This window comes from Desulfarculus baarsii DSM 2075, from assembly GCF_000143965.1.
GTDB classification, from domain to species: domain Bacteria; phylum Desulfobacterota; class Desulfarculia; order Desulfarculales; family Desulfarculaceae; genus Desulfarculus; species Desulfarculus baarsii.
Genome location: NC_014365.1, coordinates 3,028,462 through 3,042,830, shown reverse-complemented (window position 1 = coordinate 3,042,830; position 14,369 = coordinate 3,028,462). Strand labels below are relative to the sequence as shown.

General features: G+C 68.6%; 13 protein-coding genes. 7 read left to right on the top strand and 6 right to left on the bottom strand.

Translation table 11 applies throughout. The features are described from left to right. The first annotated feature begins 134 nt into the window (after window positions 1-134). Entirely contained in the window at window positions 135-803 is a 669-nt protein-coding gene (locus tag DEBA_RS13670) for a CBS domain-containing protein (protein ID WP_013259538.1), read from the top strand. Window positions 804-837: 34 nt separating this feature from the next. On the opposite strand, the gene DEBA_RS13665 is transcribed toward DEBA_RS13670, so the two are convergent. After that, window positions 838-3,261 (bottom strand): penicillin-binding protein 1A, encoded by a 2,424-nt coding sequence (locus tag DEBA_RS13665; protein WP_013259537.1) that lies wholly within the window; start codon window positions 3,259-3,261, stop codon window positions 838-840. 142 nt (window positions 3,262-3,403) lie between these two features. Here DEBA_RS13665 and hypA point away from each other — a divergent pair, with 142 nt between their 5' ends. The 6 genes from hypA (at window position 3,404) to DEBA_RS13635 (ending at window position 9,541) form a co-directional block, all read left to right on the top strand. Then, window positions 3,404-3,745: a hydrogenase maturation nickel metallochaperone HypA gene (hypA, locus tag DEBA_RS13660; protein ID WP_013259536.1), complete on the top strand. Its 342-nt coding sequence runs from the start codon at window positions 3,404-3,406 to the stop codon at window positions 3,743-3,745. Between the two features lie 19 nt (window positions 3,746-3,764). Further along, window positions 3,765-4,415, top strand: coding sequence for a hydrogenase nickel incorporation protein HypB (hypB, locus tag DEBA_RS13655; protein ID WP_013259535.1), 651 nt, complete (start codon window positions 3,765-3,767; stop codon window positions 4,413-4,415). Continuing rightward, entirely contained in the window at window positions 4,412-6,784 is a 2,373-nt protein-coding gene (hypF, locus tag DEBA_RS13650) for a carbamoyltransferase HypF (protein ID WP_013259534.1), read from the top strand. Before hypB ends, hypF begins: the two co-directional genes overlap by 4 nt. After that, entirely contained in the window at window positions 6,781-7,866 is a 1,086-nt protein-coding gene (gene hypD / locus DEBA_RS13645; protein ID WP_013259533.1) for a hydrogenase formation protein HypD, read from the top strand. Before hypF ends, hypD begins: the two co-directional genes overlap by 4 nt. Before the next feature lie 2 nt (window positions 7,867-7,868). After that, window positions 7,869-8,882, top strand: coding sequence for a hydrogenase expression/formation protein HypE (gene hypE, locus DEBA_RS13640; protein WP_013259532.1), 1,014 nt, complete (start codon window positions 7,869-7,871; stop codon window positions 8,880-8,882). Between the two features lie 98 nt (window positions 8,883-8,980). Beyond that, entirely contained in the window at window positions 8,981-9,541 is a 561-nt protein-coding gene (locus DEBA_RS13635) for a hypothetical protein (protein WP_013259531.1), read from the top strand. A gap of 114 nt (window positions 9,542-9,655) precedes the next feature. On the opposite strand, the gene DEBA_RS13630 is transcribed toward DEBA_RS13635, so the two are convergent. From DEBA_RS13630 to DEBA_RS13610, 5 genes are read right to left on the bottom strand one after another with little or no spacing between them, the layout of a single operon-like run. Continuing rightward, window positions 9,656-10,324 carry a hypothetical protein gene (locus DEBA_RS13630; RefSeq protein WP_013259530.1) on the bottom strand — a complete coding sequence of 223 codons (669 nt, stop codon included), beginning with the start codon at window positions 10,322-10,324 and terminating at the stop codon, window positions 9,656-9,658. Between the two features lie 11 nt (window positions 10,325-10,335). Next, entirely contained in the window at window positions 10,336-11,307 is a 972-nt protein-coding gene (locus DEBA_RS13625; RefSeq protein WP_013259529.1) for a hypothetical protein, read from the bottom strand. A 12-nt stretch (window positions 11,308-11,319) separates the two neighbouring features. Beyond that, window positions 11,320-12,498 carry a hypothetical protein gene (locus tag DEBA_RS13620; protein WP_013259528.1) on the bottom strand — a complete coding sequence of 393 codons (1,179 nt, stop codon included), beginning with the start codon at window positions 12,496-12,498 and terminating at the stop codon, window positions 11,320-11,322. Continuing rightward, window positions 12,499-13,023, bottom strand: coding sequence for a hypothetical protein (locus DEBA_RS13615; protein ID WP_013259527.1), 525 nt, complete (start codon window positions 13,021-13,023; stop codon window positions 12,499-12,501). Then, window positions 13,016-14,068, bottom strand: coding sequence for a discoidin domain-containing protein (locus DEBA_RS13610; RefSeq protein WP_148227872.1), 1,053 nt, complete (start codon window positions 14,066-14,068; stop codon window positions 13,016-13,018). Before DEBA_RS13610 ends, DEBA_RS13615 begins: the two co-directional genes overlap by 8 nt. Window positions 14,069-14,369: the final 301 nt, after the last annotated feature.

Below are 14,369 nucleotides of genomic sequence, written 5' to 3'. Positions count from 1 at the left end.
GGAAACGACTTGTAAAATCTTGGCGGGAATTGTATCTTGAGCACTTAATGAGCACAAGCCTTGCCTGGCCCGGACAAGGCGACCGGAAGTGCCCTCAGCCAAGGCCCGGAAGGGCCGCCCCCGGAGGAATGCGCATGCTGGTAAAGGAGTGGATGACCCACGACCCCCTGACCGTCACCCCCGACACCTCGGTCATGCGCGCCTCGCAGATGATGAAGGAAAACACCATTCGCCGCCTGCCGGTCACCGACGACCAGGGCCGCCTGGTGGGCATCATCACCGAAACCGACCTCAAGGACGCCAGCCCATCCAAGGCCACCACCCTCGACGTGCACGAACTTTACTATCTGCTGGCCGAACTCAAGGTCAAAGACATCATGACCCGCGAGGTCATCACCATCGGCGTGGGCGAAACGGTCGAAAAAGCCGCCGTCAAGATGCTCGAACATCGCATCACGGGCCTGCCGGTCATGGATGGCGGCAAGCTGGTGGGCGTCATCAGCCAGGGCGATGTTTTCCGCCTGCTGACCACCATCACCGGCGTCTATCGTGGCGGCATTCAGATGGCCTTCAACCTGGCCGATCAGGCCATGGCCGTCCAAGACGTCACCGACTTCATCCGCAACCACGGCGCGGCGATCATCAGTGTGCTGAGCTCCTACGAGATGACCGGCGAAGGCCGCCGCAACGTCTACTTCCGCATCGAGGACATGCCCGCCGAGGCCCTGGAGGCCTTGGTGGACGAATTGCGCCAGCACTTCAACGTGCTCTTCGTCGTCCGCGACGACCTCAGCGACATCTAACCGGTAGCCTCGCGGCCTCGCCTTGGCGCGGCCCTCAGTTGGCGAAGGTCTCGTCCTGCAAAAATTCGGTGGGGACTTGCTCTTCCAGCACATCGGGCTGGTTGGCCGGCATGACCGTGGGCTCGGTGCCGGCGCGGAAGGCCTCGAAAAAGCCGCCGGCGGCGTTTGGCGGCAGGAGCGCGCCGCTCTGGCGATCGACACGGCAGAAGACCACGCCGTCGGGCACGGTGAATTCCTTGGGCGGTTGGCCCTCCAGGGCCCTGGTCATGAACTGCCGCCAGATCGGCCCGGCCGCCCGCGCGCCGGTTTCGCGGCGGCCCAGGGGCGTGTTGTCGTCCTGGCCCACCCACACGCCGCAGGCCAGGTCGGGGGTGAAACCCATGAACCAGGCGTCGCGCAGGTCGTTGGTGGTGCCGGTCTTGCCGGCCATGACGTAGCCCGGCACGCGCACGCCCGCGCCGGTGCCTTCCTCCATGACCCCGCGCATGAGGTGGGTGGTCAAAAAGGCGGTTTGCGGCGAGAGCACCTGCTCGGGGCTGGACTCGTTCTGGAACAGGACGTTGCCGTTGCGGTCGAGCACGCGTTCGACCATCACCGGCTGGACCAGGTAACCGCCGTTGGCGAAGACGCAGTAGGCCCGCGTCAGCTCCAGGAGGTTGACGCCGCTGGTGCCCAGGGCCAGCGAGAGATTGGGCTCCAAACGGCTGGTGATGCCCAGGCGTTGGGCGAAATTGACTACCTTGCGCAGGCCGACCTCGGCCAGCAGCTTGACGGTGACGACGTTGCGCGAATGCTCCAGGGCCTGGCGCAGGGTGGTGGGGCCATAAAAGCGATTTTCGTAGTTTTTGGGTTTCCACTTTTGGCCGGGCATGGAAACGTCGTCGTAGACCACCGGCGCGTCGATGATCACCGAAACCGGGGTGTAGACGGGATTGTCGTTGTCGAGGGCGGCGGCGTAGATGAAGGGTTTGAAGGCGCTGCCCGGTTGGCGGCTGGCCTGCAACGAGCGGTTGAACTGACTCTTGGAAAAATCGCGGCCGCCGATGGCCACGCGCACCCGGCCGTTGTGGGGGTCCATGGCCAGCAGGGCGGCCTGGGCGAAGGGATCCTGGCGCAGGATCAGCCGCCACCAACCGTCCTGTTGCCGATCCAGTCGGACCTTGACCTTGTCGCCGGGGCTGAGCACGTCTTCGATGCGGCCCACGCCGCCAGCGCTGCGCTCCAGGTCGGTGACGCGGCGGTGGGCCCAGGTCACGTCCTCCAAGGCCAGGCGGCCGCGGTCTCCGCCGAAGCGCAACTCGGCCCAGTGGCCCATGGGGTCGAGCCGGGTGACGATGGCCGTCACGTCGTCGCCGGCGGCCAATCCGCTGGGGCGATAGGGCCGGTTGGCCGCCTCGCGCAGGCTGGTCGCGTCGACCCGGCCCAAGGGGCCGCCGTAGCCTTGGCGTTTGGTCAGCTCCAGCAAGCCGTCGCTGACGGCCTGGACGCCGGCGGCGGTCAGGGCGGGGTCACAGGCCGTTTCGACGACCAAGCCGCCGTCGTAGAGGGCGTCCTCGCCGTAACGCTCCATGAGCCATTGGCGCACGGCCTCGGCGTAATAGGGCGCTTCGACCTCCACCTCACGGTGGACGCTGACTTCCATTTGCGCGCGCCGGGCCTGCTGGGCCTGCTCGGCGGTGATGAAGCCGTCGGCCTCCAGGCGGCCGATGACGTAGATCTGGCGATTGCGGGCCCGTTTGGGTTCGCGGATGGGGCTGTAGCGGCTGGGGGCCTGGACCAGGCCGGCGATCAGCGCCGCCTCGGCCACGCTGAGCTTTTGGGCGGGCTTGCCAAAATAGACCCGCGCCGCCGCCTCGACGCCATAGGCCCCGTGGCCCAGGTAGATGTGGTTCACATATAGATTGAGGATCTGGCGCTTGCTGAGGTAGTGCTCCATGCGCCGGGCCAGGATCATTTCTTTGATCTTGCGCACGAAGGTGCGCTGGGGCGTCAGCAGCATGGCCTTGGCCACCTGCTGGGTGATGGTGCTGCCGCCCTGCACCACCCGGCCGGCCTTGAAATTGGCCAGGGCCGCGCGCATGATGCCGGCCAGGTCCACGCCCTCGTGGCGATAAAAATCGCCGTCCTCGGCGGCCACGAAGGCGTTGGTGACATAGTCGGGCAAGGAGTCGATGGAGACGACGTAGCGCCGCTGACGATAAAATTCGGCCATGAGCCGGCCGTCGTGGCTAAGCACCTTGGTCACGGTGGGCGGGGCGTAATTACTGAGCGTCTCGACGCTGGGCAGATCGCGGCTGAGCCAGAACCAGGCCCCCACCAGCAGCCCCGCGCCCAAGGCGCCGGCCGAAAGCGCGGCGATGACCAGCCACAGCAGCAAGCGCAACCAGATGCTCTTTTTTCTGGGTTTGGGCCCGGCTTGGCTGGGGTCGGGCCCTTTGTAGTCGACGGGCGATATCAAGTGGGGCTCTCCTTGGTTCGGCCAAAAATATTAGCAGACGCGGTCGTCAAACGCCAGAAGGCAATCACGGCCGCCCTTGACCCGGCTGGCGGCGCGGTGCTAAATTTCTTTTATAAATAATAATTCTCAAGATGAGGCCGCCGTGCATGAACTTTCAATCGCCCAGTCGATGCTGGGCATAGTGTTGCAGGAAGCCGCCCGCCACGGGGCCGAAAAGGTGCAGAAGGTCGTCGTGCGGGTGGGGGCCTATTCGGGGGTCGTGCCCCATTCGCTGCGCTTTTGTTTCGATCTGATCAAAAAAGACACCCCGGCCGCCGAGGCCGAGCTGGAGGTCAACCAGGCGCCGATCACCGCCACCTGCGCCGCCTGCGGCCGCCAGTCCCTGTTGGACGAACCGACCATCATCTGCCCCCTGTGCCAGGCCGATCAGCTCAGCCTGGAAGGCGGGCGCGAGCTTTTCGTGGAATACATCGAGGCCCAGTGACCAGGCCCGGAGAAAAATCATGTCCCAACTAGAAGTATCGCGGCCCATCCTGGAGGCCAACGACCAATTGGCCCAGCAAAACCGCCGCCTGTTCCGCCAGGCCGGCGTCAAGGTGGTCAACATCATCTCCAGCCCCGGCGCGGGCAAGACCTCGCTGCTGGAAAAAACCCTGGTCAAGCTCAAGGACCGCCTGCGCCTGGCCGTCATAGAAGGCGACATCCAGACCACCGAGGACGCCCAGCGCGTGGCCGCCTGCGGGGTCAAGGCCGTACAGATCGAGACGCGCGGGGCCTGTCACCTGGACGGGGCCATGCTGGCCGACGCCCTGGCCGCCTTCGACCTGAACGAGCTGGACCTGCTGATCGTCGAAAACGTGGGCAACCTGGTCTGCCCGGTGGAGTTCGATCTGGGCGAGGACATGAAGATCGCCGTGCTCAGCGTCACCGAGGGCGACGACAAGCCCAGCAAATATCCCCAGCTCTTCAGCCAAGCCGGGGTGCTCATCATCAACAAGATCGACCTGCTGCCCTTCATCGACTGCGATATCCAGCGCATCCGCCACACCTGCCGCCAGCTCAACCCCGACCAGGTCGTTTTCGAGCTTTCCTGTCGCAGCGGCGAGGGGCTCGACGCCTGGGCCGACTGGCTGGAGCGCTGGGTGCGTAGTTGAGCCCAGGGCCTGGCGGCGGCGCGCGCCAGCGGCAAAGGGCCCTGCTGCGCGGCGTGGTGCAGGGCGTGGGCTTTCGGCCCTTCGCGCACAACCTGGCCCTGCGCCTGGGCCTGACCGGCATGGTGGCCAACAGCGCCGCCGGCGTGGAACTGGTCGTGCAGGGCGGCGCGGGCGCGGTCGATGAATTTTTCGCGCGCCTGCTGGCCGAGGCGCCGCCGCTAGCGCGCATCGATGAAATCACGCGCCTTGACGCGCCCCTGGCCCAGGGCGAAACGGCCTTTGTCATCGCCGACTCGCGGGGCGGCCGGCGCGGGGCTCTGATCAGCCCCGACGTGGCCACCTGCGAGGCCTGCCTGGCCGAGATGCGCGACCCAACCAACCGCCGCCACGGCTACGCCTTCATCAACTGCACCCATTGCGGCCCCCGCTACAGCATCATCGAGGATTTGCCCTACGATCGGCCGCAAACGACCATGGCCGGCTTTGCCATGTGCCCCGATTGCCTGGCCGAATATCACGACCCCGCCGATCGCCGCTTTCACGCCCAGCCCAACGCCTGCCCGGTCTGCGGGCCGCGTCTCTGGTTGGCCGATCCGGCCGGCCGGGAGTTGGCCGTCGCCGATCCTCTGGCGCGCGCGGTGCGGGCCCTGGCCGAGGGCCTGATCGTGGCCGTCAAAGGCCTGGGCGGCTTTCACCTGGCGGCCAACGCCCACGACGCCGGGGCCGTGGCGCGTCTGCGCGCCGGTAAGCGCCGCCTGGCCAAGCCCTTGGCCCTGATGGTCGCCGACCTGGAGGCCGCCCACGGCCTGGCCTGGCTCGACGCCGAGGAAGCCCGCCTGCTGGCCAGCCGCCAGCGGCCCATCGTGCTCGTCCGCGTCCGCGATGGCGTCGACCTGGCCCCAGGGATCGCCCCCGGCCTCAAGCGCGTTGGCCTGATGTTGCCCTACACGCCGCTGCATCATTTAATCATGGACCGCGCCCAAAGCCAGCACGGCCTGCGCGCCCTGGTCATGACCTCGGGCAACCCCAGCGACGAGCCGATCTGCCAGGACGCGGCCCAGGCCGTGGCCCGCCTGGGCGCGGGTGCGGCGTCGGGCCCGCTGTGCCAATTGATGCTCCTGCACGATCGGCCCATCCACCTGCGCGTGGACGACTCGGTGACCATGGTCGCCGGCGGCCAGGCCAGGCTGCTGCGCCGGGCGCGGGGCTACGCGCCCATGCCGCTTTTGCTGGCCGAGGCGCTGGCCCCGGCCGATTGCCCGCCGATTCTGGCCGTGGGCGCTCAGCTCAAAAACGCCCTTTGCCTGCTGCGCGGCCGCCAGGCCTTTGTCAGCCAGCACATCGGCGATCTGGCCAGCCCCGAGGGCCTGGACTTTTTCGCGGCCACGGCCGAGCATCTGGCGGCCATCCTCGACGCGCCGCCGGCCATCGTCGCCCGCGACAAACACCCCGACTACCAAAGCTCCCGCTGGGCCGACGAGCTGGGCCTGCCGGTCTGCGCCGTGCAGCATCACCACGCCCACGCCGTGGCCGTCATGGCCGAGCATGGCCTGAGCGGCCCCGTCCTGGCCCTGTGCCTGGACGGCGCGGGCCTGGGCGACGACGGGACGATCTGGGGCGGCGAGATGCTGCTGGGCGATCTGGCCGATTTTCAACGCCTGGGACGTCTGCGGCCCTTTGCCTTGGCCGGCGGCGACACGGCCGCGCGCCAGCCTTGGCGCATCGGCCTGGCGTTGCTGTTGGCCAGCCTGGGCCGCCTGGCCACGGTCGCCTTGCCGCTGGAGCTCATTGCCCGCCACGGCCAGCGTTTGGCCCTGATCGAGGCCATGATCGCCAGGGGCTTGAACGCGCCGGAATCGAGCGGCCTGGGCCGGCTTTTCGATGGCGTGGCCGCCATATGCGGCCTGCGTGACGAGGTGCTTTACGAGGGCCAGGCGGCCATGGAGCTGGAGCAGGCCATGGACGGGCAACCCTCGGCGGAGGCCGGCTACGCCTTTGCCTTGACCCGCCGCGAGGGCCTGTGGGAGCTGGACTGGCGGCCGATGATCCGGGCGCTGGCGGCCGATGCGGCGGCCGGGGCCGGCCCGGCGCTGTTGGCGGGGCGCTTTCACGCCGGATTGGTCCGCGCCCTGGCCGCCTGGGCCCTGGCCGGCGCTGGCGAGCACGGCCTGGGCGCGGTGGTTTTGGGCGGCGGCTGCCTGGCCAACGGCTTTTTGCTGACGGGGCTGACGGCTTTGCTTGAGCGGGCCGGGCTCCGGGTTTATACTCCCTCAGCCATGCCCGCCGGCGACGGCGGCCTGTGCCTGGGTCAGGCGGTTGTCGCCGCGGCTCGCTGGCGGCTGGGCCTTGTGGAGGTTGGCGCGCCATGAAACATGTCGACCCATACCGCGATCCGGCCCTTTGCCGCGAACTGGCCCAGGCCATCGCCAAACTCTGCCGGCGGCCGGTGCGCTTCATGGAGCTTTGCGGCACCCACACCATGGCCATCGCCCGGCATGGCTTGGCCTCGCTGCTGCCGCCGACGCTGGAGTTCGTCTCGGGGCCGGGCTGCCCGGTCTGCGTGACCAGCGCCGGCCAGATCGACCAGGCCGTGGCCCTGGCGGGCCTCGATGGCGTGAGCGTGGCCACCTTCGGCGATATGCTGCGCGTGCCTGGCGGCCAGGGCTCGCTGGCCCAAGCCCGCTCGCGGGGGGGTGACGTGCGGGTGGTCTATTCGGCGATGGACGCGGTGGATCTGGCCCAGGCCATGCCAGGGCGGCGGGTGGCCTTTCTGGGCATCGGCTTCGAGACCACCGCGCCGACCACGGCTGCGGCGATCTTGCGGGCCCAGGCCCTGGGGCTGGATAATTTCAGCGTGTTGTGCCTGCACAAGCTGATGCCGCCGGCCCTGGCCGCCCTGCTGGACGGACCCGACCTGGGCCTCGACGGTTTTTTGTGCCCAGGCCACGTCAGCACGGTGATCGGGGCCGCGCCCTATCAAATCGCCGCCGAGCGGGGCCTAGCCTGCGTGATCTGCGGCTTCGAGCCGGTGGACATCCTGGCCGGGGCGCTGATGCTCTTGCGCCAGCTTGACGAGGGCCGGCCAAGGGTGGAAATTCAATACGCCCGAGCGGTCGAGGCCCAGGGCAATCCCCGGGCGCGAGCGGTGATGAACCAGGTCTTCGCGGCCGTGGACGCGCCATGGCGGGGCCTGGGCTGGATCGCCGCCAGCGGCCTGGCCGCGCGGCCGGAGTTCGCGTCCTTTGACGCGGCCAAGGTCTTTGGGCTGGATTTGTCCGAGCCGCCCGAGCCGCCGGGCTGCCTGTGCGGCCAGGTGCTGCGCGGGCTGGCGCGGCCGCCGCAGTGCGCGCTTTTTGGCCGGGCCTGCACGCCGGAAAGCCCGGTGGGACCGTGCATGGTCAGCTCCGAGGGCGCTTGCGCGGCGTGGCGCAGTTATCGCCGGGAGGACTAGCCGTGGCCCAAAACGAGACCATCCAACTCGATCACGGGGCCGGCGGCCTGGCCAGCCGGCGGTTGTTGGAGCGCGTTTTCGCCAAGCACCTGGCCAACGACGTGCTGGCCCAGATGGACGACGCGGCGGTGTTGGCGGCCCCGGGCGGGCGGCTGGTGGTCAGCACCGACAGCTTCGTGGTCGATCCGCTGTTTTTCCCCGGCGGCGACATCGGCTGCCTGGCCGTGCACGGCACGGTCAACGACGTGGCCATGCGCGGCGGCCGGCCGCTGTATCTGACGGCCGGCTTTGTCCTCGAGGAAGGCCTGGCCCTGGCCGATCTGGAGCGCGTGGTCGCCTCGATGGGCCGGGCGGCGGCCCAGGCCGGGGTCAAGGTCATCGCCGGCGACACCAAGGTCGTCGGTCGCGGCCAGGCCGACAAATTATTCATCAACACCGCCGGCATCGGCGTGTTGGCCGATGGCCTGGAACTGGGCGCGAGCCGGGCGCGGGCGGGCGATGCGGTGTTGGTCTCGGGGACGCTGGGCGATCACGGCGTGACGATCATGGCCGCCCGGCAGGGCCTGGGCCTGGATCTGTCAACCCGCAGCGACACGGCCCCCTTGGCCGATTTGGTGGCCGACGTGCTGGCGGCCTGCCCCGGCGCGCGGCTTTTCCGCGACCCCACGCGGGGCGGCCTGGCCACGGCGCTGAAAGAAATCGCCGAGGCCAGCGGCGTGGCGATGGAGCTGGACGAGGCGGCCATCCCCATCGCCGGGGCGGTGGCCGGGGCCTGCGAGCTGCTGGGCCTGGATCCGCTCTATCTGGCCAACGAGGGCAAATTGATCTGCGTCGCGCCGGCCGAACAGGCCCAGGCGGCGCTGGCGGCCATGAGGGGCCACCGGTTGGGCGACCGGGCGGCGATCATCGGCCGGGCCGTGGCCGAAAAGCCCGGCCGGGTGTGGCTGAACACGGCCGTGGGCGGCCGTCGTTTGCTGGAGATGCTTTCGGGCGAACCATTGCCACGGATATGCTAATCTGATTGCAGGCTGCGGTTGCGCGGCCGCGCGCCGCGGATGGGTTGGACGGCGCGCGTTGGGCGCTTGGCCGCGGCGCATTGTGGGAGGAAGCTGGTTTGTCTGCTGAAGCCGAAAACGGTTCCGGGCAGCTTTTGGGCGCGCTGCCACCGGAGCCGAATCAACTTTTTCGCTTGCACCGGCTGTGCGTGCGCCTTTTCAGCCAGTTGACCAAAGACCTGGCCGCGCAGGTCGAGGCCCTGGTCGAGGCGGCCGGCGGCACGTGGCGCAAGCAGCGGCAGGCCCTGGCCCAGGTGCTGGAGGCCGAGCTGCCGATCCTGATCCTTTTGCGCGTGCTCGACGGCCTGGAAAAGGACGATCGTCTGGATCAACCAGGTCTGCTGGACCTGCTGCGCGGGCTGTTGCTGCCGCTTTTTTCGATCTGTTTCGCGCGTTATCACGATCACCCCTCGGCCCAACTGACGCGCGTGCTTTCGCGCATCGACTGGTACCTGGATTTCGGTTCGGACGATCCGGTGGAAGCCTTCGCGGCCTACTGCGCCGCCGAGTCCGGCCCGGCGCTGAAGGACCGCGCGGCCCTGGTGACGTGGTTGCGCGAAAAATTCATGCCCGAGGTGGATCTGCGCCTGCGCAACACCGTGCGCCAGGAGTTTGTCTGAGTCTGGAAGGAGGCCGCCGGCCGATGGCGCGTGCCGGCGGCCCTGTGGTGACGGGCTGACGGGCGGGGTGATGGGCGGATGAACCGGGGTCGCGAGGCCTCGGTTTTCGCGCGTTTACGACTGGTCGAGCAGGGCCAGGCCGGCGGCGGGCAGTTGCAGCATGGCCTGGGTGATGTCGGGGTCGGGGTCGGCGTGCTCGCCGCTGGCCCCGATCTGGTGGGCCGACAGATTTAGTTCGACGTTTTCGATGGCCTGGATGTCGCCGTTGGCGGCGGCCGACTCCAAATTGGCGAAGGCCGCGGCCAGCGGCCCGGCGGTGAGGCGGGCGCACCAGCAGGCCAGGGCCAGATAGCGCGACTTGACCTGCTCGGCGCGGGCGATCTGCTCGGGGCTGGCGGCGGCGTGGGCGGCGATGAGCGTGGCCATGTCGTTCTGGCCGCGCGCCCATTGCAGCCAGAAGGGCGGATAGCGCTCGTCGGTGCGGCTGGGGTCGGCCGCGCGCACGGCGGCGTGCTCGGGCGGCGTGAGCCTGGAGATGAACTCCTCGGCCTGGCGGGCCAATTCCAGGCGCTTGGCGCACGCCGCGGCGGCGATGGCGGCGGCTTGACCTTGGGCCGGCTTGGCCGCGAACGCGCCGTCCACGTAGAAGTGGCTGTCGCGGTCAAAGCCGGCTTGATCCTCGACCCTGGTCAGGCCGGCAACGGCGGCCTGGGCCTCCTGCTCGGGGCTGGCGGCGGCCATCATGCTGACGATAGCGCCCGTGGCGTCGACAAAATAGATCATCCTTCACCCTCCTAACGGGCCATTCCGCTCGGGATATGAATGTTTTTCAAGATGATGCGCAGCCAATTGGCCGTGCCTTCGCTGGCCAACACGCTCATCAGGGCCGTGCCGTCGGAGGACCACATCAAGCATTGGCCGATGGCCTTGCTGGCGGTCGAGCCGTTGTGGTGGCTACTCAAGAGTGTTTCGTAGTTGCACCAAAAGCCCACGTTGCCGCCTGGGGCGGCGACGCCCACGGTGAAATCGCCGTATGTCCTGCCGGACAGGATCGGCAGGCAGATGTTGACGTTGGTGTTGGATGTGGGCGGGCTGGTGGTGTCCAGGACGGTCAGGCCCAGGCCCAGGCGATACATGCCGCCAACCGTGGCGTAATTGGTCAGCGCGCCGTTGGCCGAAGGATAAAGGCCGATGACACGGTGGGCCGTGTTGTCGGTGATATACCAGCCGCCGTTGCGCCAGCTCAGCCGAACGAGGCCATCGAGTGTGGTGTAAAAGTTGTGGAAGTTGTCGGCGCTGAGCGTATCGCCGCTGGCGGGCGGGGTCACGGTCAGGGCGCGCCAGACCAGGTTGACGCCGTTGACGCAGCCGGGGGAGATCGTGGTGTCCTCGGGCAGATAATAGATTCCGCCGCCTATCTCCACCGCCCCGGCCCGCACCAACAGCCTGGCGTCGTCCTGCTTGCTGGCCTGCAGGCCGCTGATGAAGCCCAGGGCCTTGAACGCCGGCGCCGAGGGCCGCGCCACCAGCACCGAAGAGCCGTTGGCCCGATAATACAGGCAGGTGTCGGCGCCGTCGGCCTTGGCGTAGAGCACGCCCTCGCCGCTGGCCGGGCCGGGGATGGTTGTCTGCTCTTTCAGGAATCGCGCCTTGCCGTGGCCGTCGATGTCGGTTTCGACCAAGGCCAGGCGGTTGAGGGTGTCGCTTTTGGTGGGGTGGTTGGCCCCGACCATCTCCTCGGTGTATTGGATGCGCTGGTCGCTCATCAAAAGGCTCCTTTAGAATGCGCGTCGGTCGCGGTCGCCACCGGCTTTGACCACGCCGTCGGCCGGGCGTGACCCGTCGGCGCGGCAGGCCAGTGTTTTGAAATAGCCGGTGTCCATCAGGCATAGCCTGGTCAGGCGACGGTCCATCTGGGGCTCCACCGAAAGCACCCGCGTCACCTGGTTGACCAGGGGCAGGCCTTGATCGTCGTGGAGCCAAGGCAGGCTGAACAGGGCCGCGTCACCCTTTTCCAGGCCAATGTGCGCAAGGCCGCCTTCCTCGCAATCGATCATGCGCCGGGGCACGCCCAACACCTCCACCAGCCGCCGGCTGATGGCTCGGGCCGTGGCCTGGGCGCGCACCCAGTTCAGCTCCAGCGACAGCGCCCGCCGGCCATAGAGGCTGATCGACGCCTGGTTTTGGGTCTGGCGGCCGTCAAAGGCGGCCAGATACTCGCCACTGGCCGGGTTGAGGCAATACAGGGCGTCGGCCCGGTTGACCACGTCGGCCAGGCTGGCGCTGACCTCCACCTGGCGCAAGGCCGGCCGGCCGATGGCGCAACTCAGTTCGCTTTCGTCCAGGGCCCCCGAGCCGATATCGATCAGCAGCTTGAGCCGGCCCCGGCCGTCGAGCCACCACGAGCCCAGAAATTCGCCCATCAACGCGGTGAGGATGGCCGCCAGGCTCTGGGGCCGGTCGATAACCCCGGCGGCGGTCAACCCCGCGCCGTGGGCGGCGGCCCTGGCCCGGCCGTAGGCCGAAAGGTCCAAAGTTTGGGCCGGATCTTGGCCGGCAAAGGCCAACAGGTCGGCGGCGATCTCCAGCGGGTTTTCCAACAGCGCGCCGTCCGCGTTCATCTTGCCCTTGCCGCGCGCCAGCACCTGGCCGCCGGCGGGCTGCTGGCTCAGGCGCGCCAGGCAGATCACGCCCTTGCCCAGATAGTTTTCGGCGCCGCAACTGATCGGCGCAATGGCCTGGCCGTCGGCGTCATGGAGGCTCACCGGGCCCTTCATGGGGTGGCCGGCCACGGCGTAGACCAGGTTGGCGGCGTCGAGGCAGACCGCCGGCCAAAGGCCGCCCGCGCCGCCCAGGCTCATGTCGCCGTAGACCAGGGGCAGGGCCGCGCCGGGTTGTTCGGGGTTTGGGTAGTCCCAGGCGCGGAGCATCTCGATTTCGGCGTCGTAGCTGAACATTCAGGCCGCCTTCAGGCACAGGCGCAGGGCCGTGGCCGATAGGGTGTAGGAAACGACCTGGCCATGGAAGCGCACCATGTGCTCGCGGGCGGGCGCGTCCGCGAAGCCGACGATCAACTCGCCCACCGCGCCCAGCAGGTTTTCGCGGGCCTCGATGCGGCTCATGGGGCGCTGGTCGTCGGGGCCGTCGTTGGCCAGGGTCACGGTGATGCTGGCCGGCTCCTCCTGGCCCAGGCTGGCCAGGAAGTCACCGCTCTGGGGGGCGAGGGTCTCGCGCAGGCGGCCCAGGGAGAGCACGCGTGGGGCCATCTCCAACAGGCTGAACGAGCCCTCGCCGGCCCGTTGAGAGCCGTCGGCCAGGGCCGCGCCGTCGGCCATCAACGGGTCGGTCAGGCCGCTGTGCCTCAGGGGCAGGGCGCGGTCGGCCCAATAGCGCACGCCAAAGGACGTGGTCAGGCGCAGGGCCAGGATCGGCGTGCGTCCCTCGCTGACGGCGCGGCTGAAGGCTTGGCTGAGGCTATACATCGCTTCGCGTCACCTCGCTCAGGCGCAGCAGGCTCGACCAACGGCCCAGGCCCCGCGCCCGCAACTCCAGTTCGGCCTCGGGCAGGCAATAAAAGGTCTCGGCCGGCGCGTCGTCGCTGGGCGTGAAGAAAAACGGCCGCAGCCGGCCGCTGGCCACGTCGTGAACTTGGTTGAAGACCGCCTCCAGCCCGGCGCGGTCGCCGGCGTCGAGGCCGTTGAAGGGCAGGCTGAAGGCCCGGCCCAAGGACGTGGTCGTGCCGGTCATGCGGCCGGCGTCGTTGTAGGAGATGACCCGACCGGCGCTGAGGGTCTGGTCATGGCTGGCGCTGAAATTGCGCGCGGGCCGGAAAACGGCGCAGAGATGGAGCATGCTGGCCCGGATATGGCCGTCGGGGTTGGTGGGGTCTTGCATGATCAGCCGCCAGTGCCGCCTGGTCTGTTCGAAAAACAGCGTCAGGTGCGGCCGGGTGACGGCGACGGCCTGGCGGAAGGCGGGCGCGGTCCAGTTGGGACCATCGTCGCCCAGCAGGGTCACCACGGCCTGGTCGGTCAGGTTGTGGTCGGCCAGGATCATCGCCTGGGCCAAGGCCGGCGCGCCCAGGTCGGCGGTGAGGTGTTCGTTGGCGCAGCCGGTGGCGCGCCAGGCCGTGTCGCGGTCGCCGTCCAGGAGCTTGGTCGGCCCCTGATTGGCCGAGGCCAGGATCGTCCAGGCGTCGCCCATCTCGAAATCCGGCGTGACGTTGCCCAGCCACCTGAACTTCACGCCGTCGGCCAGGGTGCGCCAGTTGGTCGAGGTGACCAGGCCGGCGGCCTCCCACGAAGCGCTGGAGGCCCGCCGCCAGCGAAAAGTGGCCCGACCCACCCGGTTGCCGGCGCTGACCGAGTCTATCTCGACGAAAAAGGCCTGATCCTGGGCCGCGGTGTGTTCGCCCGCGGCCTGGGCCAGGGCCGACCCGTTGGCCTGGGCCGCCGGCATGCCCACCACGCCCGGCGCGGCTGAACTGACGGTGAGCATGGTCGCCTCGGCGATCAGATTGGCCCGCATGAACCTGCATCCGCCCATGAGAAATCAACCTCCGCGTGAAAAAACCGTTACCTTGGCGGCAATTTTTATCGGGCCGGGCGGCGGCGGTCTTGGGCTGGGCGGCGCGAAGATGCGGCGGCGAAAGGGCTCCGCCACGGGCCCCGGCGGCGATTGACGGCCAACCCCACGAGCGCTACACTAGACTAGGCCATTGGCTGGCCCGGATGGGCTAGGTAGGGCAACATGTTGTATCTACAGGCTGTTTTTGCGATTTGCGCGCGGGCGGCCCCGGTTCGCGGCCCTTGGTCACAAGCGGAGCAAA

Bases quoted from the DNA above. Each gene is read 5' to 3' on its own strand.
- DEBA_RS13670 (WP_013259538.1), top strand. From the start codon at position 135: ATGCTGGTAAAGGAGTGGATGACCCACGACCCCCTGACCGTCACCCCC.
- hypB (WP_013259535.1), top strand. From the start codon at position 3,765: ATGTCCCAACTAGAAGTATCGCGGCCCATCCTGGAGGCCAACGACCAA.
- hypD (WP_013259533.1), top strand. From the start codon at position 6,781: ATGAAACATGTCGACCCATACCGCGATCCGGCCCTTTGCCGCGAACTG.
- DEBA_RS13630 (WP_013259530.1), bottom strand. From the start codon at position 10,324: ATGATCTATTTTGTCGACGCCACGGGCGCTATCGTCAGCATGATGGCC.
- DEBA_RS13625 (WP_013259529.1), bottom strand. From the start codon at position 11,307: ATGAGCGACCAGCGCATCCAATACACCGAGGAGATGGTCGGGGCCAAC.
- DEBA_RS13620 (WP_013259528.1), bottom strand. From the start codon at position 12,498: ATGTTCAGCTACGACGCCGAAATCGAGATGCTCCGCGCCTGGGACTAC.
- DEBA_RS13615 (WP_013259527.1), bottom strand. From the start codon at position 13,023: ATGTATAGCCTCAGCCAAGCCTTCAGCCGCGCCGTCAGCGAGGGACGC.
- DEBA_RS13610 (WP_148227872.1), bottom strand. From the start codon at position 14,068: ATGCGGGCCAATCTGATCGCCGAGGCGACCATGCTCACCGTCAGTTCA.